The 18441-nt window shown below is 62.6% G+C and carries 16 protein-coding genes and 1 riboswitch; of the genes, 6 read left to right on the forward strand and 10 right to left on the reverse strand.

Features of this window, described 5'->3' with window-relative positions; genetic code table 11:
• Nucleotides 1-12: 12 nt before the first annotated feature.
• From metE to ACFWEM_RS06625, 7 genes are all read right to left on the reverse strand, one after another.
• Nucleotides 13-2277, reverse strand: a complete 2265-nt coding sequence (gene metE / locus ACFWEM_RS06595) for a 5-methyltetrahydropteroyltriglutamate--homocysteine S-methyltransferase (RefSeq protein ID WP_378532151.1) — start codon at nucleotides 2275-2277, stop codon at nucleotides 13-15.
• A 158-nt stretch (nucleotides 2278-2435) separates the two neighbouring features.
• Nucleotides 2436-2637: riboswitch (cobalamin riboswitch) on the reverse strand.
• A gap of 103 nt (nucleotides 2638-2740) precedes the next feature.
• Nucleotides 2741-3178 (reverse strand): helix-turn-helix domain-containing protein, encoded by a 438-nt coding sequence (locus ACFWEM_RS06600; protein ID WP_378532153.1) that lies wholly within the window; start codon nucleotides 3176-3178, stop codon nucleotides 2741-2743.
• A 216-nt stretch (nucleotides 3179-3394) separates the two neighbouring features.
• Nucleotides 3395-4024: a response regulator gene (locus tag ACFWEM_RS06605; protein ID WP_378532155.1), complete on the reverse strand. Its 630-nt coding sequence runs from the start codon at nucleotides 4022-4024 to the stop codon at nucleotides 3395-3397.
• Nucleotides 4021-5145 carry a sensor histidine kinase gene (locus ACFWEM_RS06610; RefSeq protein ID WP_378532157.1) on the reverse strand — a complete coding sequence of 375 codons (1125 nt, stop codon included), beginning with the start codon at nucleotides 5143-5145 and terminating at the stop codon, nucleotides 4021-4023. Before ACFWEM_RS06610 ends, ACFWEM_RS06605 begins: the two co-directional genes overlap by 4 nt.
• Nucleotides 5146-5940: an ABC transporter permease gene (locus tag ACFWEM_RS06615; protein WP_378532160.1), complete on the reverse strand. Its 795-nt coding sequence runs from the start codon at nucleotides 5938-5940 to the stop codon at nucleotides 5146-5148.
• Nucleotides 5940-6896, reverse strand: a complete 957-nt coding sequence (locus tag ACFWEM_RS06620; protein ID WP_378532162.1) for an ABC transporter ATP-binding protein — start codon at nucleotides 6894-6896, stop codon at nucleotides 5940-5942. The genes ACFWEM_RS06615 and ACFWEM_RS06620 overlap by 1 nt, the downstream gene beginning before the upstream one ends.
• A 45-nt stretch (nucleotides 6897-6941) precedes the next feature.
• Nucleotides 6942-7889 (reverse strand): DMT family transporter, encoded by a 948-nt coding sequence (locus ACFWEM_RS06625; protein WP_378532164.1) that lies wholly within the window; start codon nucleotides 7887-7889, stop codon nucleotides 6942-6944.
• A 68-nt stretch (nucleotides 7890-7957) separates the two neighbouring features.
• Between ACFWEM_RS06625 and ACFWEM_RS06630 the strand changes: the two genes are divergently transcribed.
• Nucleotides 7958-8503, forward strand: a complete 546-nt coding sequence (locus ACFWEM_RS06630) for a CGNR zinc finger domain-containing protein (protein ID WP_378532166.1) — start codon at nucleotides 7958-7960, stop codon at nucleotides 8501-8503.
• Between the two features lie 113 nt (nucleotides 8504-8616).
• Complete coding sequence (locus ACFWEM_RS06635) at nucleotides 8617-9915, forward strand: NtaA/DmoA family FMN-dependent monooxygenase (RefSeq protein ID WP_378532168.1); 1299 nt, start codon at nucleotides 8617-8619, stop codon at nucleotides 9913-9915.
• Here ACFWEM_RS06635 and ACFWEM_RS06640 read toward each other — a convergent pair.
• On the reverse strand, nucleotides 9912-10877 hold the full coding sequence (locus tag ACFWEM_RS06640) for a proline dehydrogenase family protein (RefSeq protein ID WP_378532171.1): 966 nt from the start codon (nucleotides 10875-10877) through the stop codon (nucleotides 9912-9914). The genes ACFWEM_RS06635 and ACFWEM_RS06640 overlap by 4 nt on opposite strands.
• Nucleotides 10877-12538 carry an L-glutamate gamma-semialdehyde dehydrogenase gene (gene pruA / locus ACFWEM_RS06645; RefSeq protein ID WP_378532172.1) on the reverse strand — a complete coding sequence of 554 codons (1662 nt, stop codon included), beginning with the start codon at nucleotides 12536-12538 and terminating at the stop codon, nucleotides 10877-10879. Before pruA ends, ACFWEM_RS06640 begins: the two co-directional genes overlap by 1 nt.
• 195 nt (nucleotides 12539-12733) lie before the next feature.
• On the opposite strand from pruA, the gene ACFWEM_RS06650 reads away from it, so the two are divergent.
• Genes ACFWEM_RS06650 through ACFWEM_RS06660 form a run of 3 tightly spaced genes read left to right on the forward strand, consistent with a single transcriptional unit; the run spans nucleotide 12734 to nucleotide 15818 of the window.
• Nucleotides 12734-14404, forward strand: coding sequence for a PucR family transcriptional regulator (locus ACFWEM_RS06650; RefSeq protein ID WP_378532173.1), 1671 nt, complete (start codon nucleotides 12734-12736; stop codon nucleotides 14402-14404).
• Nucleotides 14401-14718, forward strand: coding sequence for a nuclear transport factor 2 family protein (locus tag ACFWEM_RS06655; RefSeq protein WP_378532175.1), 318 nt, complete (start codon nucleotides 14401-14403; stop codon nucleotides 14716-14718). The genes ACFWEM_RS06650 and ACFWEM_RS06655 overlap by 4 nt, the downstream gene beginning before the upstream one ends.
• Nucleotides 14718-15818, forward strand: a complete 1101-nt coding sequence (locus ACFWEM_RS06660; protein WP_378532177.1) for a DNA alkylation repair protein — start codon at nucleotides 14718-14720, stop codon at nucleotides 15816-15818. Before ACFWEM_RS06655 ends, ACFWEM_RS06660 begins: the two co-directional genes overlap by 1 nt.
• Nucleotides 15819-15875: 57 nt before the next feature.
• Here ACFWEM_RS06660 and ACFWEM_RS06665 read toward each other — a convergent pair whose 3' ends face one another.
• Nucleotides 15876-16925 (reverse strand): ABC transporter substrate-binding protein, encoded by a 1050-nt coding sequence (locus ACFWEM_RS06665; protein ID WP_378532179.1) that lies wholly within the window; start codon nucleotides 16923-16925, stop codon nucleotides 15876-15878.
• Nucleotides 16926-17300: 375 nt separating this feature from the next.
• On the opposite strand from ACFWEM_RS06665, the gene ACFWEM_RS06670 reads away from it, so the two are divergent.
• Nucleotides 17301-18389, forward strand: coding sequence for a 3-deoxy-7-phosphoheptulonate synthase (locus ACFWEM_RS06670; RefSeq protein WP_378532181.1), 1089 nt, complete (start codon nucleotides 17301-17303; stop codon nucleotides 18387-18389).
• The last annotated feature ends 52 nt before the right edge of the window (nucleotides 18390-18441 follow it).

An 18441-nucleotide genomic window follows, 5' to 3' on the forward strand; every position in this document is an offset into this window, starting at 1 on the left:
AGGGCTTTGCCCCTAAAGCTCCGCTCGTACCAACTTCGCGGCTTCGACGAGGTTACGCAGCGACGCTTCGACCTCGACCGGTCCGCGGGTCTTCAAACCGCAGTCCGGATTGACCCACAATCGTTCGACCGGAACGGCTTTGAGTGCTTCGCGCAGCGACTCGGCGATCTCGTCGACGCTCGGCACACGCGGTGAGTGGATGTCGTAGACGCCCGGGCCGACACCGAGGTCGAACCCGACCGAACTGAGATCGTCGAGCACCTCCATGTGTGATCGCGCCGCCTCGATGGACGTGACGTCCGCGTCGAGACCGGCAATGGCACCGATCACCGCTCCGAACTCGGAATAGCACAGGTGCGTGTGGATGGCGGTGGAATCTGCGACGCCCGAGGTGGCCAACCGGAAAGCGCCGACGGACCAGTCCAGATAGGCGGGCTGGTCCGCCGCACGCAGCGGGAGTAGTTCACGCAGTGCGGGTTCGTCGACCTGGATGATTCCGATACCGGCGGCCTGCAGATCGACCGTCTCGTCCCGAATGGCCAGTGCGACTTGATTCGCCGAGTCGGCGAGCGGTTGGTCGTCGCGGACGAAGGACCAGGCAAGGATGGTGACGGGCCCGGTCAGCATGCCCTTGACCGGCTTGTCGGTCAGCGATTGTGCGTACGTGATCCAGTCGACGGTCATCTGCTTCGGACGCGAGACGTCGCCGTACAGAATCGGCGGACGCACGCAGCGGGTGCCGTACGACTGGACCCACCCGTTGGCGGTGGCGAAGAACCCGTCCAACTGCTCCGCGAAGTACTGGACCATGTCGTTGCGTTCCGGCTCACCGTGAACAAGTACGTCGAGATCCAGCTTTTCTTGGAGCGCAACAACTTCGGCGATCTCGGCGCGCATACGGTTGACGTACTCGGCTTCGTCGATCTCGCCCTTGCGCAGCGCCGCGCGAGCGATGCGGATCTTCGACGTTTGCGGGTACGAGCCGATGGTTGTCGTGGGGAGCGGCGGAAGAGAGAGCAACTCGTCCTGGGCCGCACGGCGTTCGGCGGCGGGTGCGCGACCGGTTGCCGAGTTCAGAACGGCGTCGAGACGGCCTCGAACACTCGCGTCGTTGAGTCTGCGATCGTCCTTGCGGGTCGAGGCGGCCGCTCGTGCCAGAGCGAACTCGTCCTCCACCGATTCCCGACCCTGTGTGAGAGCAGTTGCGAGAGTGACTACTTCCTTGACTTTCTCGGTTCCGAACGCGAGCCACGAGCGCAGCGCTTTGTCCACGTCGGCTTCCGCGTCGAGCGTGTACGGAACGTGCAGCAGAGAGCACGACGTCGAGACGGCAAGCGTATCGACGCTTCCCAGCAGAGCGCCCAATGTGCTCAGTGCCGAGTCCAGATCCGACCGCCAGATGTTTCGTCCGTCGACCACTCCGGCGACGACCAGTTTGCGGGCGAGTTCAGGTACGGAGCCGATCGAATCCTGACCGGCCACCAGGTCGACGGCAAATCCTTCGACGCCGGTCGATGCAAGTGCGGGCAACGCGCCACGCAGCGAACCGAAGTACGACGCCAAAAGAATCGCCGGTCGCTCGGAAAGTGCCGAAAGCTGTTCGTACGCAGTGCGTGCCGCTTCGATCTCCTCGTCGGTGCGATCACCGACGAGTGCCGGTTCGTCGAGCTGTACCCACCCTGCACCGGCCTTCGCGAGCCGGCCGAGTAGGTCCGCATAGAGGGGGAGTAGCTCGTCGAGCCGCGAGAGCAGCGGCTCGTCTGTGCCGACAGCCTTCGAGAGCAGCAGGAAGGTAACCGGTCCGATGACGACCGGGCGGGCCGCAATGCCGTCGGAAAGCGCTTCTGCCAGTTCGGACAAGACCTTGGACGGGTCGAGTTCGAAAGTGGTGGACGGTGAGATCTCCGGCACCAGGTAGTGGTAGTTGGTGTCGAACCACTTCGTCATTTCCAGCGGCGCAATGGTGTCCGTCCCACGGGCAGCTGCAAAGTAGCGGTCCAACGGATCGGTGACGGGCGCGACGCGATCGGGTAGTGCGCCGAGAAGAACTGCGGTGTCGAGCATCTGGTCGTAGAAGGAGAAGGTGTTGACCGGGATTGAGTCGAGGCCCAGGTCACGGAGGTCGGCCAAGCCCTGCCGACGGAGGTCACGGGCCACGCTCTGCAAGGCGTCGGCGTCGATGCGCCCCGCCCAGTAGCTTTCGGTTGCCCGCTTGAGTTCTCGATGAGGACCGATGCGCGGTGAGCCCAGCACGGTCGAAGTGAATGTCGTTGTCACGGAGTTTCTCCAGATTGCCAATGCATTGATGGCCACTGCCGGCAGACGGGTACACCTCACGAGACCTCGAGTTTCGGCGGGCAGCACTGCCCGCACCGCACACGAGGCCCGATGGAGATCTACACGCCCATTCCACGAGGCGGTGGACCGTCGGGCACGGCGTGCCCGACACAGTCGGCAGGTCTTCGGACTCGCGGGCACTCGATCGAGTTGGATCGAACCTACTGGCCGTCGCTTCCCAGGCGGATGCCCAGTGCACATAAACGGCGGTCGTTCCTGCTTACCGCTGCGGGACAGTCCCGGATTTTCACCGGGTTCCCTCTCACTCCGACAGCTTGCGCTGACGGGGCTTCGACGCCGGGAACGGTCTTCGGGGCTCCTCATGACCGTGCCGGGCGAACCAGCTGCATCGACCAGCATAAGGCCAACCCTCCCTGAGCAGTCAAGGAGAGTCGACGAAGCACTAAGCGCGTGACATGTAGGAATTCGAGTCCGGTGGTACGCGCGGAAGATTCTCCGAGGAGCGCAGATTTTCCGCCATTTCCACGAGCAGATCCTGCGACGACGGTGAGAGGTCGACGACTCGCGAGGTGAGGTTTCGCAGGCGCACGTTGTGCAACTGTTCGAGCAGAGAAAGGTCAGCTTCGCCACCGGAGATGGCGGGCGGAGTGTGGTCGGACGGGGCGTAGAAGTAGTCCGGATGGACGTTGAAGAAGTGCGCGAGGGCGGCGACCACTTCCGGTGACGGATTGGTTCGGACGCCGGTGCGCAGTTGTGACAGATACGGAGTCGAAATGCGGCAACCGAAATCGGTCATGCCGCGAACGACCATCGCATTGGTGACGTGAAAGTCGGCAGTCTCGAACAGCGAGTTCAATCGATCGTTGAACTGGTTCGACATGAGACGCCCCTTCCCCGTTACACAGGCTCCGTCAATTCAATTAACTGCATCATAGCCAGTTATCGAACGATTAGCTGTTTCGGACTTGCGTGACCGGGTAGTTTTCTGGGCAAATCCCTAGGGTATAAGGTCCCTACTTTGAGTGATCTGGACAAATTGCCATCGATGAACGAGCGGCGAACTATTTGCCGGGAAGCGGGTTCTCTCCCGTTCTGATCAGAGCCAGCCGTTCGACTCGGCAATCCTGACGGCTTCGGCACGTGTCGTGGCACCGGTTTTACCCATCGCGGCCGACAGATGATTTCGAACCGTTCCCGGGGAGAGGAAGAGTTCCGAAGCGATGGCTGCCACGGGCGCGCCGTCGTGTGCGGCCCGAAGGACTTGGGTCTCACGTTCTGTCAGGGGCGACTCGCCGCTGACGAGGCTGTCGGCCGCAAGGGTGGGATCGACGACGCGCAATCCGGCGTGGACACGTCTGACGGCGTCGGCAAGCTGCCTGGCGGGCGTGTCCTTGACGACGAACCCGCCGGCCCCGGCGTGCAGGGCTTTGCGAAGAAATCCGGGACGTCCGAACGTGGTGACGATCAGGACTCGGGTGTCGGGTGCTGCCTCGCGAAGGGCTGCCGTCGCGGCGATCCCGTCCATGCCAGGCATCTCGACATCGAGAAGCGCGACATCCGGGCGGTGCTCGAGAACTGCGGCCACTACCTCGTCACCGCGGCCGACCTCGGCCACTACGGACAGGTCGGATTCCAGATCGAGCAGCGCGGCCAGCGCTCCTCGCACGAGTGCCTGGTCGTCCGCCAAGAGCAGCCGTATGGATGCCCGCTCGCCCTGGTTGCTCACACTTTCTCCTGTTCGACTACCTGAAGTGCAAACCCCTGCGGCTGGGGATGAGTGATGATCACTCGAGCGCCCGACGCACCGGCTCGCTCTCGCAATCCGATCAGACCGTTGCCGGAAGACACCGACCCGGCCCCGTGTCCGTCGTCGACGACAGTCGCGCTTTTCTCGTCGACCGTGATCCGGCAGTGTGTTGCCCCGCTGTGCCGAACCACGTTGGTCACGCCCTCGCGGATCGTCCATGCGAAGAGTTCACGAAGGCGCGTAGGAACCATGTCGGTACTGCTCGGCACCTCGTCTTCGATCCCTGCCGCGCGCAATGCCTCTCGCGCACGGGCTATCTCGACGGGTAGCGAAATCCCACGAAATCCTTCGACTGCCGAGCGGACGTCTGCCAACGCGTCGCGAGAGAGTCTTTCAACGTCGTCGAGTTCGCTGCGCGCGCGTTCGATGTCCACGTCCAGTAACCGGTTGGCCAACTCGGCTTTGATCGTGATGACGGTCAGTGAGTGTCCGAGTATGTCGTGCAGATCGCGCGCCATCCTCGTTCGCTCCTCCATGATCGCTCGCTGCTCCTGCTCTTCGCGTTCATGGAGCATGGCGAAGTTACGGCTGATCAGGGACATGATTCCCCACGTCGCAAAAGCGGCCGCGCAGACACCGAGTGAGAGGCCGGAGTAATTCCCCCACCCTGACGAGAGGCTCACTATCTCCACGGAGGCCGCGAACACCAAGGCGAAAATGCCGCCCGCGACGGTCGGGAGCAGCGTCACCGCTGTCACCGCGAGATAAGGGGCCGCTGCCAATCCCGTCGGCCCGACGCTGACGATCATCACAGCGGCCAGCGCGGTCAAGGCGGCCAGAGCCAGTGCAGCTTCGCGAATCGTCGGCCGAGTCATCGTCATTCGGCGCCGCTGCTGCGTTGTGGCGAAGGTGTAGAGGTAGAGCGCACTGAAGGTGATCGTCGCGAGAATCCCTGTCCAGCCGCGCAGTTCGTCGCGCAGATTCCATCCCTCGATCAGCGGTCCGCCGAGAAACACCATCCAGACCGCCGCGAAGAGAACGCCGAAACGATTCCGTCGCGGCAATGCGACGGAATCGTTTCGGTCAGTCGTTTCCGGCAACTACACACGCTCCGTATCTCGTTGGAACCGCCAGATCGCTCCGCCGGCGAAGATGGCGAACCACACCAGGATATTGACGATCCAGGTCCAGTGAATGCTATTGCCCGTCAGCGGTGCGTGGGCGAGGGCGTTGATGCCGAACATCGGTGTGAACTGTGCGACGCTCGCCCATACCGAACCGTCTTCGAGCGGCACGAAGAGTCCGCCGCCGAAGGCGAGTAGGGCCAGTCCTGGTCCGAGCAACTGCATGACGTTCTCGCTGGGTAGTAGATACCCCATGAACAGGCCGAACGCCGCGAAGATCGACGATCCCAGCCAGGCGATCAATGCCGTTGTGAACCACAGTGATCCGTCCATCTGCGCGGAGGTGAACGAGCCGACGGTGTAGACCACGAGAATCGAGACGAGCCCGAGCAGCATTGCCATGATCAGTTTGACGGCGATGTAGGCGACTGGCGTCAGGGGAGTCAGCCGAAGTTGCCGGCTCCATCCCGACGCCCGTTCGATCGAGACCATCGCTCCGCCGCTGGTAGTGGCCAGCATCGCGCCGTACAGCGCCATGCTGATCATGATGTACGCGGCGACATTGCCATGCCCGATCCCGTGATCGTCGTCGCCTTGACCGAGCCCGAAGACGAGGAAGAAGACAACCGGCATGACGAGCGTGAAGATCATCGTGCGCCGATTGCGGGTCAGACGACGGAATTCCAGTCGCAGAAGCGTCGTGTTGAATCCGCCGAGAGGTACGACGGTTCGCTCGGCCCCGTAGGTGTTCGGTTCGGTTGCAGTGGTCATCACTTCTGTCCTTCGGAGTTGTTCGACGTGAGTGCGATGAAGGCGTCTTCGAGACCGCGGGAGACGATTTCGAGATCGCGAGCCTGCGTGTTGGTCAACAGGAACCGTGCAACGGCGTCGGTGTCGCCCGAGTGCACGAGCAGTGACTCGCCACGCACCTCGACGGCGTCCGAGTTCGGTATCGCGCGCAGGAGTTCGTCGGTGATGCCGGGGACTGTCGCACGCAGGGTCCGTCCGGACGCCATGGACTTGACCTCGGCTGTGGTCCCGTCTGCGACCACGGTGCCTTGCCGGACCAGGATGATGCGGTCGGCGTAGACATCGGCTTCTTCGAGGTAGTGCGTCGCAAAGAGCACAGTGCGACCGTGATCGGCGTCGGCGCGGATGGCGGACCAAAAGTCCCGTCGCCCTTCGACGTCCATGCCGGTGGTCGGCTCGTCCAGAATGAGCAATTGCGGGTCCGACAGCAACGCCATCGCAAATCGTAGGCGTTGTTGTTGTCCGCCCGAGCATTTGCTGACGAGGCGATCGGAGATGTCGAGGATTCCGGCTCTCCCCAGCACCTCGTCGACCGGACGGGAATGGGCGTACAGACTGGCGGTCATCTGCACGGTCTCGGCCACTGTCAGTTCTTTGAGCAGCCCGCCGGTCTGCATGACTGCGGACACGAGTCCGCGCGCTATCGCTGATCGAGGTGACATTCCGAAGACGCTCACCTCGCCCGACGTCGGCCGGGACAGGCCGAGAATCATGTCGATGGTCGTGGTCTTGCCTGCGCCGTTCGGGCCGAGGAACGCGACGATCTCGCCGGGGCGGATGCTCAGGTCGATTCCCTTGACTGCGTCGACGGTGCCGAAGGTCTTGCGAAGTCCGGTCAACCGGACGGCGTCGTGTGTCGATCCTTCACTGAGCGGATGAAGTGCCTGTGGTGAATGCAGTGCCTGTGCTGAGGTCATACATAGAATCTGCTCGCTTCGAGGACGTGAACCCTCGTCCGTCCGTCATTCTTCTGCCATGACATTTGTCATCGGGTCGGCCGGTATCTGTTTCGGTGCAACCTGGCCGAGTCGGGCGAGGACCAAACCGGCGATGATGGCTGCACCGCCCACAGCTTGTAGTGCGGTGACGGACTCCCCGACCAGGATCCAGGCGGCGACAACCGCACACAGCACTTCGGTCAGCGCTACCAGGGATCCGATGGTTGGTCCCAGGAGCGTGATCGCGGCGATGCCGGTGAGATAGGCGATGACGGTGCTGACCAGGACGAGAACCGTTACCGGCAGCCACACGCCCACCGAGTGTTCTGCCACGACGGTGTTCGAGGCCGAGAACTGGAAGGGGAGGATGCCGACGAGTCCGAGGGTGCCGATGACCAGTGCGCTGACGGTGAGCCCGGACGCCGCGAGTACAACGGGATGGAGGTCGCCGTCCGCGCGCTCGGAAATGACGAAATAGACTGCAAGACAGGCAGCTGCCGCCAATCCCCAGGCGACGCCGACGGCACTGATCTCCGCCGATCCGAAGACGTCGATCACCACGGCGGCACCGATCAGGGCAACCGCTGCACCGAGAAGTGTCTGCACACTCGGGCGCGCGCCTTTGGTGATCCACACCCACCCGATGACGATGATCGGTGCAAGGTATTCGAGAAGCAGGGCGACTCCGACCGAAAGATGTTGCACGGCATTGAAGAAGCACAGTTGAACGCCCGAGATCGCGAACACCCCGTACAGCAGTACCGTTCGCGTGTGGGCGCTCACCTGGCGTAGGCGATTCCACTGGGTGGCTACTGCGATCACCATCATCACCAGTGCGCCGCCGGCAACGCGCGCGAATACTGCGCCGCCGGGGGACCACCCTGATTCGATGAGAGATTTCGCGAACGGGCCCGATACGCCGAACGTTGCCGCGGACAGCAGAGCGAAGATCAAGCCGTTGCGAGAGTTCACGTCGTCACCCGTCAGGAGTAAAAGCGATTACGATGCTGACATTAGGTTGATACAGCTCAGGAGTCAAAGTGCATTTTGCTGGTGACACGGAATCGGCGCTCGTCTTCGCTGCCTCGTTGGTCAACACGGACCGCGGCGGGGCCGAACTGCTTCCGGATCAGGAGGAACTGACACGGTTTCTCGACGCAGATCACTGGACCGGCAGGCGGGACGGCACGCTGGAGGAATTGACGGCGGTTCGTGCACTGCGTCCCAGGCTGCGACAGTTCTGGGAAGTTGCGGGAGTGGACGACGCCGTCGAGGTGGTGAACACTCTGTTGCTCGAATCGGGTGCGCGGCCGCGGCTCACCAGGCACGACGACCTCGGTTGGCATCTGCACGTCACCGCCGACGAATCGCCGCTGGTGGACCGGATGGCCGCAGAAGCGGCGATGGGTGTGCTCGATCTGATCCGAACCGACGAATTCTCGAGACTGCGATGGTGTGAGGCCCCGGACTGCGGCGCGGTCTTCGTGGATTTGTCGCGCAATCGTTCGAAGCGATACTGCGACACCGGAAACTGTGGGAACAGGGCACACGTCGCCGCCTATCGTGCCCGTAGATCCAGGGCGTAACCGAGTGGTGTTCGGAGGGTTAGGACCAGGCTGAGTGAATACCTTGTCGGGAGCCAGGATCGGTCTAGCGTTGTGAAGTCGGAACAGATTTCGCGAAGCCAGGAGGATATTCGGTGGCCGATCGTAGGCGTCCGCTCAAAACGGTGACCGGTGTCAGCGGGGCGGCGAGCATCTACGACGCCGCGATCGATCCGAGGACTTCGACGCTCGCGTCCGCGATCGAAATCGCGAAGACGGCCGAGGCGAACAAGATCGACGGACTGTTTGCCGCCGACCTGTTGAGCTTCGGCGCGCAGGGCGCGATCGGCGCGCAGGAACCGCTGATCTTTCTTGCCGCGCTGAGTGCGGTCACCACCCACGTGGGCCTCATCGCGACCGTCACGACGACGTTTCATCACCCCTTCAACCTGGCGCGGTTGTTCGGCACCCTCGACCACGTCAGCAATGGTAGGGCTGCGTGGAATGCGGTCACTTCCTCACTCGGAGAAGAGAACTACAGCGATCTGACGCTGCCGAGCCCGGAGGAGCGGTACGCCCGAGCGGCAGAGTCGCTCGAGGTCGTCAACGCACTGTTCGACAGCTGGAAGCCCGGCGCCCTGGTCCAGGGCAAGGGGTCCGCAGTGCTCGATCCGTCGCGGGTGGTCCCCATCGAGCACCGAGGCAAGTATTTCACCGTGCAGGGGCCGTTGAACATTCCTTCACTGCCGCAGCGTCGTCCGGTTCAATTCCAGGCAGGACAGTCTGCCGGAGGTATCGAACTGGGTGCTCGCTTCGCAGAGGTCGTATTCACCTCTCTCCCAACCTTCGAGGACGCGGTCACCTACACGAAGACCATTCGCGCAAGGGCGGCAGAGTTGGGGCGTGGGGACGAACTGCCACTGATTTTCAGCTCGTTCCACGCAACGTACGGAGCCACCGAAGCCGAAGTCGACCGATTAGTCAGAGAGGCCGAGGAATCGACGGACTTCGACGCCGGACGCACGCGGCTTGCCGACATGTTCGGCGGCGACGTGGATTTCTCGGAATTACCGTTGGACCGGCCGATCCCGGAGTCGTTGATCCCGGACCCGTCGTCGGTGAATCGACGACGGGGCCGGGTCGAGATCTTCGGCAAGCTCGCCGCGCAAGGAAAGACGCTGCGTGAGTTGATCATCGCGTCCAAGGACACCGGCCACTGGGCAGCGGCAGGTACCCCGGAACATCTCGCGGACGCGATCGCGGAGCGTTACGACGCGGGAGTTCTCGACGTCATCACGCTCGGTGACCTTGCCGATCCGCGCACGCGCGATTTCGTCACGAACGGCCTGTTGCCGGAACTACGTAAGCGTGGAATCGTGGGAACGGACTACGTCGGCGGTACTTTCCGCGAGAACCTCGAGTTGCCGCCGCTGCCGCAGTTTCCGGCGCCCTAGTTGTTGGAGGCGAGTGAGCGCATGAAGAACATCAGGTTGGCCGGTCGTTCCGCGAGGCGACGCATGAAGTAGCCGTACCACTGGCTGCCGTACGGAACGTAGACCCGTAGGTGATTGCCTTCGGCCACCAATCTGCGTTGTTCGCCGTCGCGGATGCCGTAGAGCATCTGGAACTCGAAATCCTCGGGTGTCCGCTCGGTGAGTGTGGCGAGTTCGAGTGCGGCGTCGATCATCGTGGGATCGTGGGAGGCGACCATCGGGTATCCGTCACCCTCCATCAAGACCTTCAGGCAACGCAGGTACGACGCGTCGACGTCGGCGGGCTTTTGAAATGCGACCCCTGCCGGCTCTTTGTATGCGCCCTTGCACAGGCGAATTCGCGAACCTGGTCCGGAGAAGTGGCGGCAGTCGGCCTCGGTGCGATGCAGATATGCCTGCAGGACTGTGCCGAGCGTCGGGAAGTCGCGGCGCAACTCCTCGACTATGGACAGTGTCGAGTCGGTGGTGGTGTGATCCTCGGCGTCGACGGTGACCCACGCACCCACTTCGTCTGCCGCTGTGAGAATTCGGTGTGCATTCGCCAGCGCAATCTTCTCACCGTCGCCGGGGAGCGACTGCCCCAGTGCGGAGAGTTTGAGTGAGACCTCGAAGGGGTGTTGCGTCCCGGCGGTGTCGGAAAGCGTTGCATAGGTGCGGAGAAGAGAGAGATAGGCGTCGACGGTCGCGGTTGCCTGAGCTGGATCGGTGGTGTCCTCGCCGAGGTAGTCGACCGTCGCGAACCGGCCACTGGTGAGGATGTCGCGTACGGCAAGGACCGCTGCGGGTTCCGCGTCGCCGGCGACAAATCTGTCTACCAGCTTGCGGGTCAAGGCCATTCCGGAGACTGTCTTCTCCAGTCGCGGCGAGCGCGCTGCCGCCAGAAGTACAGGGCGCAGCGGGTTGCTCAGGGACACGGCACTCATCAACGGTTCTCGCTTTCGGCTGAATCGACGTCCTGGTGGGGGTAACGATGATCGGTGGGAGGAACGAAGGTTTCCTTCACGGTTCGCGTCGAAGCCCAACGGAGTAGATTCTGTGGCGAACCGGCCTTGTCGTTGGTGCCCGAGGCCCGTGCACCTCCGAAGGGTTGTTGTCCGACAACCGCTCCCGTGGGCTTGTCGTTGACGTAGAAGTTTCCGGCGGCGAACCGCAGACCATGATGAGCTTGATCGACGGCGGCACGGTCGGTGGCGATCACGGCGCCGGTCAGGGCGTAGGCGGATCCGCTGTCGATGCGAGCGAGGGTGTCGGCGTAGGCATTCGGTGCGGAGTCGTCGTAGACGTGCAACGAGAGTATGGGACCGAAGTATTCGGTGCTGAATGCCTCGTCACTGGGGTCGTCGCCGAGCAGGACGGTCGGCGAGATGAAGAACCCTTCGCGGTCGTCGTAGTCGCCGCCCGCTGCGATGGTGAGGCTGCTGGTCGACTTGGCGCGGACGATCGCGGCGGCGTTGCGGTCGAAGGACCGTTGGTCGATGACGGCGCCGCCGAAGTTCGTCAGGTCGGTGACGTGGCCGTATTTCAGTGACGACACCGTGTCGATGAACGTGTCGCCCATCTTGGCCCACACCGACTTCGGGACGAATGCGCGTGACGCGGCCGAGCATTTCTGTCCCTGGTAGTCGAAGGCCCCGCGGATCAACGCCGTCGTGAGTACGTCCGGGTCAGCGGAACTGTGTGCGAGTACAAAATCTTTGCCGCCGGTTTCGCCGACGAGACGCGGATACGTCCGGTAGTTCGAGATGTTGGCTCCGACCTCACGCCACAATCGCTGGAACGTTGCGGTGGATCCGGTGAAGTGGATGCCCGCCAGGCGGGGGTCGGCAAGCGCGACCTCGGACACCATGGGGCCGTCGCCGAGAACGAGATTGATCACCCCGGGCGGGAGGCCGGCGGCTTCGAGTAGTTGCATCGTCAGGTACGCCGCGACGGCCTGCGTCGGTGACGGCTTCCAGATCACGGTGTTGCCCATCAGTGCCGGTGCGGTGGGTAGATTTCCGGCGATGGCGGTGAAATTGAAGGGCGTGATCGCGTAGACAAAGCCTTCGAGCGGCCGATATTCGACGCGATTCCATACTCCCGGAGCGGAAACGGGCTGGTCGGCGAGTATCTGACGAGCGAATGCGACGTTGAATCGCCAGAAGTCGATCAGTTCGCACGGTGCGTCGATCTCGGCCTGATATGCGGTCTTGGACTGCCCGAGCATTGTTGCGGCGGCGATGGTTTCACGCCACGGTCCGGAGAGCAGGTCGGCAGCTCTCAGGAAGACTGCAGCCCGGTCGTCGAACGAGAGGTCGCGCCAGGCGGGGGCGGCGAGGGTGGCGGCGTCGATTGCGTCTCGAACGTCCGAGTGCGTTGCGCCCGCAAATGATCCGATCACGGAACTGTGACGGTGTGGTTGAACGACTTTCTCCCGCTTACCTTCCGCGGTTCGGTGGACGCCACCGATGACCTGTCTGATGTCGGTCGGTGTTTCGGCCAGTTCGGTCAGCTTGGTGCGTAGGCGAGATCGTTCCGGGCTTCCCGGCGCGTAATTGTTGACCGGTTCGTTGGAGGGGTGGGGGACATTGGTGACGGCGTCCATGACGATCCTTCGGCAGACTCAGGAGTGGGCAGTTGTCGTGTTGTTCACCAGTCAAGTCGAAAGATCTCGGTGAGTAATCCGCTGAGCGGCCAAACATCTGCGGCCGTGTTTGTCCGATCGGCTGAACTGTTTTCGCAGGAAAATGCACTATTCTCGAAATCAAGGCGTAGGAACGGTCCGGAAAGTTGGTGGTACGTGTCTATCCGTGGGGTCAGGCTCGACGCGGTCCTTGGAGCACTGGGTGGAGCCTTTGTCCAGCTCGTCCTCGCGCCGCCAGGCGACGACTTCTTCGTCGACTCCGTGGTGTTCGCGGAGGTCGGGGACCTCGTGCGCCCCAGAACTGCAGACGTCGAATCCTCTGAGCTCTGGCTCATTGTCGGTGTCGGTGCAGCCGAACTGGCGGCCTGGTTGAACCGCCTCGATCAGAGTGGCTCAGCGCCTCGGGCCGTCATGTCGAAGGAGGCCTCGGACACGTCGGTGCAGGAAGCGGCAAAGCGCGCCGGGATCGCGTTGATAGCGGTCCATGCGGACGCTCGGTGGGATCGATTGTTCACCACGGTCCGCGGCGTGCTCGATCATTCGGTATCCCGACAGGATTCGGACGACATCGTATTCGGCAGTGACACAGACTTGTTCGAGTTGGCTCAGAACGTCGCAGCACTCACGCGGGGAATGGTCAGTATCGAGGACGAGCGTTCTCATGTCTTGGCTTACTCGGCATCGGGGGATGCTGCGGACGAGCTACGCAAACGATCCATTCTCGGACGCGAAGGTCCTCACGAATACCTCCGAAAGCTGCAAGAGTGGGGTGTCTTCGAGAGCCTGCGCCGCAGCGACGACGTGGTCGAGGTGCCTGCCCACGAAGACCTCGCAATCAGGCGACGGTTGGTGGTTCCGATACGCAGGATCTCCGAGAACATCAAGGGGGAGAGTGGTTTCAATTCTGGCCTGCTCGGCACTATCTGGGTTCAGGAAGGCCCGCTTCCCATTGCCGGCGACGCCGACAGCGTCCTCCGAGGCGCCGCTGCCGTTGCTGCTCGGCTGATTTCGCGTATTCGGGACGCACCGAACAACGAGGCGATACAGATTCAGCGGTTGCTCGGGGTTCGAGGCGGGGGCGTCGACGTTCCTTCCCTGGCGGCCTCGTTGTCCATACCCATGTCCGGACCGGCGATGGTGATCGGGGTGGCGGGCGTCGGTGGCGGTGGGCTGCCGTCGTCGGGTGAACTCGTGTCGTCTTTGCGCCTGCACGCCAGCGCCTTTCAGCGTGAATCGCTGGTGAGTGCCGTCGGCACCCGGATCTATGTGCTGTTTCCACGAACCCAATCCGTGAAATCCACGGTCTCGTGGACCCGCGAAGTTATCGCGCGTTTGGACAAGGTGTCGCCCTCGGGCTTACGGGCCGCCGTGTCGTCTCCGGTTTCGACGCTTGCAGAGGTGGCCCAGGCTCGGGCCGAAGTGGATCGGGTACTCGACGGCACGTCGGGGGATGTTCGTGTGACCACTCTCGCGGACTCGCGCACCCCGGTGCTGCTGCGCGAAATCATGGACACGATCGCGGCCGACGAGGAACTGCACGATCCGAGAATCGACGCGGTCGACGTCTACGACGGGCGCAACGGGTCGAACATGCGTGAAAGCGTCTCCGTTTACCTCGCACATTCGGGCGATGTCCGGCGTGCATCCGAGCAGCTTCGCATTCACCCGAACACACTCCGGTATCGGATCAAGAGGGTCGAGGAGATCACAGATACCGACCTGTCCGAGCCGTCGGCGAGGCTGTTGATGGAGATTCAGCTGGCGGCCTCCGCTCGCGCAGTGAGGTCGCCGAACCTGTCGGACCCCAGCAGTACTCTTCGCGAATGATCGACTCAGCGAAGGTGCCAGGCGCAGCGCGCGCGTACTTCGACGGCGGCGATGTCCGCGACGTGTTCACCGAAGACGCGGTGGTGCGTGACGACGGCCGGACGTATCTCGGCATCGAAGAAATCGTGGCGTGGAAGTCAGCTGTGTCCACGGCGTTCACCTTCACCCAGAAGATCGAGTCGGTGCACACGCCTGGCTCGGCCGTTGTCGTGTCTGTGAAGGTCGAGGGTGATTTTCCGGGAAGCCCGGTCCAGTTACATCACCATTTCACTCTCGACGGTGATCGGGTTTCCGCTCTCACGGTGTGCCCCTGATGCCCACTGCTGACGAACTACTCGGGGTATCCGTCGTGGCCGATTTGGCAGGCTGCCTCGAGCGTGCGACTGGCGATACGCGCCTTGACGTCGTACGAGGTAGTTCATCCGAATTCGACGGAATGAGTCTCGGCGAGCGCACACGTATCGTACGGGACGCGATGATTGCCGAACTGCCCGAGGACTTTCCGGTCTTCGCGGAGATCATCCGTCGTGCGCTCGAAGAGGAGACCTTCACGGGGTGGATGATCTGGCCGGTCACCGAAGCAGTTGCCGTCACGGCAACACGGAGCGGCTCCGAGTCGGATTTCGACGGTGGAATGGCACTCCTCGCTGAGCTGACTTCGCGTCTGACTGGTGAATTCGCGATTCGAACCTTCCTTGAAACGGACCTTCACCGTTCTCTGGCGATTGCACTCGCCTGGACCGGGCACGAAGACGAACACGTCCGGCGCTTGGCTACCGAAGGCACTCGTGCACGTTTGCCTTGGGGAAGGCGAGTGAAAGAGTTGACGGTGCGTCCCGAGTCGACAATCTCCATTCTCGACGAGCTGTACCGGGATGATTCCGAATATGTACGCCGTTCGGTCGCAAACCATCTCAACGATCTCAGTCGTGCCGATGCGGCGCTCGCAGTGTCGACCGCGAAGCGTTGGTTGCAGACACCGGATTCCAACACACTGAAAATCGTCAAACATGCATTGCGGACATTGATCAAGGCCGGCGACCCAGATGCTCTGTCCCTCTTGGGGTTCTCACCGCCCACCGACGTCGTGGTCGAGGGGTTCGTCATCGACCGCGAAACAGTTGATGCGGGTGGAGAACTCACCTTCGACTTCGCCGTCACGAACAACGGCAGCGAGTCCGTCACCGTCGTGATCGATTACATCGTCCACCACGTGAAGGCCAACGGGCAGACGACGCCCAAGGTCTTCAAACTGACGACACGAACGCTGGAGCCCGGGGTGCCGGCCCGCATCGCGAAGAAGCATTCCTTCAAACCGATCAGTACCCGGAAGTACTACGCAGGCGACCATGCCGTCGAGGTACAGATCAACGGCGTACGCCAGGTGCGAGGTGTATTCCGTTTGGATGCGTGAATGACCCCACCCGGTGAGACGGGGTCACTCGAGTCCTGAACGAATGCCGCACAGATGTCAGCGCATGACTTGTACTTGTTCGGCGATATCAGCGGCCAGGGCCATGGCAGTCAGAGCGAGGCCGTTGTTGAGGTCGTAGCGCAACTGCCCGACATTGCCGTTTTGGACAGCCCGTACTCGTTTCCACGTGGGCGATTCGGCTTCGACAGCGTCGGGGTTCTGTAGCAACACGAAGTCGGCCTGGCCGAAGATGGCGAGCTCCTCGAGGCTGTAGAAGGTCGAATCCTTCCGATCGGGTGCGGCATGGGCAGCGTCGGTCAAGACGTTCAAGCCGAGGTCCTGCGCAACCGACACCGCGAACGTGTTGTTTTGCAGCCAGATCTGACCGCTGTCTGCGCCGGCGATCGCGATTGTTTTTCCTTCGAGGAGACCACCGATCTTGGCCCGCGCTTGTGCAAGTTCAGCGTTGTATCGGGCGATGACGCGCTCAGCGACCTCGCGGCGATCGAGAGCCGTGAGTTGCGCGGTCATGGCGTGCTTCCAGGACGAGCCCGTCTTGCCTTCGTCGACGACGAGCACCGGTGCGATGTCAGTGCCGAGCAGGCCCTTGTCCTGGTAGTAATCCCACCAGCCTTTCCCGACGACCAACAGATCGGGGTCGTGGCTCAGTATCGATTCGGCATTCGGTTCGTTGTTCGTCCCACCGAGGCGAGCTGCGCCGGCGGGTACCTGCTGCATGAGTTGAGACTTCGGATCCCAATTGGTCGCGACGATCGGGTACTCGGCCAGTAGTGCGAAATCGAGGGCTCCTCGGGCTTCGAGCACCACGACACGCTTGGGGTTCCGCGGGAGGCGGTAGGCCTGGTCCGCGACGACGATGTCGACCCACTCGTCCGAGGCTTCGGTGCCGTTGGATTCGCTCGAACACGCAGACAGTGCGCCCAGTGCACCGAGCGCCGTCGCACCGGTCAGGAAGCCACGTCGTGTCAAGGAATCGATCAGACGGGTGAATTCGCGGTCCACATCTTTCGTCGACTGCAAGGCGGTTTCGGGCGCGGAAGGGGAAACCCTCGGTTGGAAGGTTTCGGTCGATTCGATCACAGGCATGAGAAGGCGCAGCTCCATCTGATGTTCCGGGCATTGGCAGGGTGCCCACTCAACGTATTCGAACTTCGATGTCGGAGCCTTGCTCCAAAGCGCCAACCGCTCAGCGGATTTGGCCATTCTTCAACGGACTCGTGCTGGGGGACGCTCCCCTCGGACTCGGCTCGGAGTGGAGGGGCACGCCCATCCCATTCGAACTCGAGGTATCGTGGCCGACATGCAGCGCGTTTATTTCTGGTTTAGCAGGCCGGCCCCGGGTGGGCCTGCCGGCGTAACCACGCGCTGACAACCTCCACCCAAGAGCCGGACTACAGACCGGCTCGCTGGAGTTTCTCTTCATCTCTGGGGTCGGCCTGAGAACAGGAAACCGAAAACCCCATGACTGTCACCATCGACACCACCGCATCTTCGGACAGCCTCGACGATCAGCGCACTGTGAGTATCAGTCCGCTCGTGTCACCGGCGACTGTTCGTGCTCAGCACGCTCCGGACGAGGTCGCGGCCGCAACCGTGCGCACCGGTCGTGCTGACACCATCAACATCCTCAACGGTGACGACGATCGTTTGATCGTCGTTGTAGGTCCGTGCTCTGTGCACGATCCGGAAGCCGCGATGGACTACGCCCGCCGGTTGGCCGCCAAGGCCGAGGAGTTGCGGGACGATCTGCACATCGTCATGCGCGTTTACTTCGAAAAGCCGCGCACCACGCTCGGGTGGAAGGGACTGCTCAACGATCCGCACCTCGACGGAACTTTCGACATCAACACCGGGCTCGGTATCGGTCGCAAACTGCTTCTCGACGTGTCGAGTCTGGGTCTGCCTGTCGGTTGTGAATTCCTCGACCCGATCATGCCTCAGTACATTGCGGACCTGGTCAGCTACGGTGCGATCGGTGCCCGGACCGCTGCGAGCCAGGTGCATCGCCAGCTGTGCAGCGCACTGTCCATGCCCGTCGGCATCAAGAACTCCACCGAAGGTGACGTGCAGGTAGCCGTCGACGGTACCCGCGCTGCCGCCGCGAGCCATGTGTTCCCCGGTACCGACCTCGACGGTCAGGCTGCCTTGATTCGCACTGCCGGCAACCCCGACTGCCATGTCATTCTTCGCGGCGGCAGCGACGGACCCAACTACGATGCCGAGACTGTCGCGGACACCCTTGCTCGCCTGCACAAGTCGAACCTGCCCGAGCGCGTGGTTATCGACGCGAGCCACGGCAACAGCAGCAAGGACCACGAGCGTCAGGTCATCGTCCTGGACGACATTGCCCGTCGTCTGACCGAGGGTGAGCGGGGAATCGCCGGCGTCATGTTGGAGAGCTTCATCGAGGCCGGACGTCAGGACCTGACCTTGGGCAAGGCGGACGAGCTCACCTACGGTCAGTCGATCACCGACGCGTGCATCGACTGGTCCACCACGGCAGCGCAGTTGGATCGTTTGGCGCAGGCTGTTGCGGCTCGGAGGGGCTGACGCCCCCGTGCGCGTTTAGGGAGTGCCTGGACTCGCTAAACGCGCACAGGGC

The sequence above is a fragment of the Rhodococcus sp. NPDC060176 genome, from assembly GCF_042728675.1.
Classification (GTDB): domain Bacteria; phylum Actinomycetota; class Actinomycetes; order Mycobacteriales; family Mycobacteriaceae; genus Rhodococcus_F.

What these genes read in the sequence shown, in the direction of transcription:
- ACFWEM_RS06600 (WP_378532153.1), bottom strand. Translation starts at nt 3,178, where the DNA reads ATGTCGAACCAGTTCAACGATCGATTGAACTCGCTGTTCGAGACTGCC.
- ACFWEM_RS06615 (WP_378532160.1), bottom strand. Translation starts at nt 5,940, where the DNA reads ATGACCACTGCAACCGAACCGAACACCTACGGGGCCGAGCGAACCGTC.
- ACFWEM_RS06620 (WP_378532162.1), bottom strand. Translation starts at nt 6,896, where the DNA reads ATGACCTCAGCACAGGCACTGCATTCACCACAGGCACTTCATCCGCTC.
- ACFWEM_RS06640 (WP_378532171.1), bottom strand. Translation starts at nt 10,877, where the DNA reads ATGAGTGCCGTGTCCCTGAGCAACCCGCTGCGCCCTGTACTTCTGGCG.
- pruA (WP_378532172.1), bottom strand. Translation starts at nt 12,538, where the DNA reads ATGGACGCCGTCACCAATGTCCCCCACCCCTCCAACGAACCGGTCAAC.
- ACFWEM_RS06655 (WP_378532175.1), top strand. Translation starts at nt 14,401, where the DNA reads ATGATCGACTCAGCGAAGGTGCCAGGCGCAGCGCGCGCGTACTTCGAC.
- ACFWEM_RS06660 (WP_378532177.1), top strand. Translation starts at nt 14,718, where the DNA reads ATGCCCACTGCTGACGAACTACTCGGGGTATCCGTCGTGGCCGATTTG.
- ACFWEM_RS06665 (WP_378532179.1), bottom strand. Translation starts at nt 16,925, where the DNA reads ATGCCTGTGATCGAATCGACCGAAACCTTCCAACCGAGGGTTTCCCCT.
- ACFWEM_RS06670 (WP_378532181.1), top strand. Translation starts at nt 17,301, where the DNA reads ATGACTGTCACCATCGACACCACCGCATCTTCGGACAGCCTCGACGAT.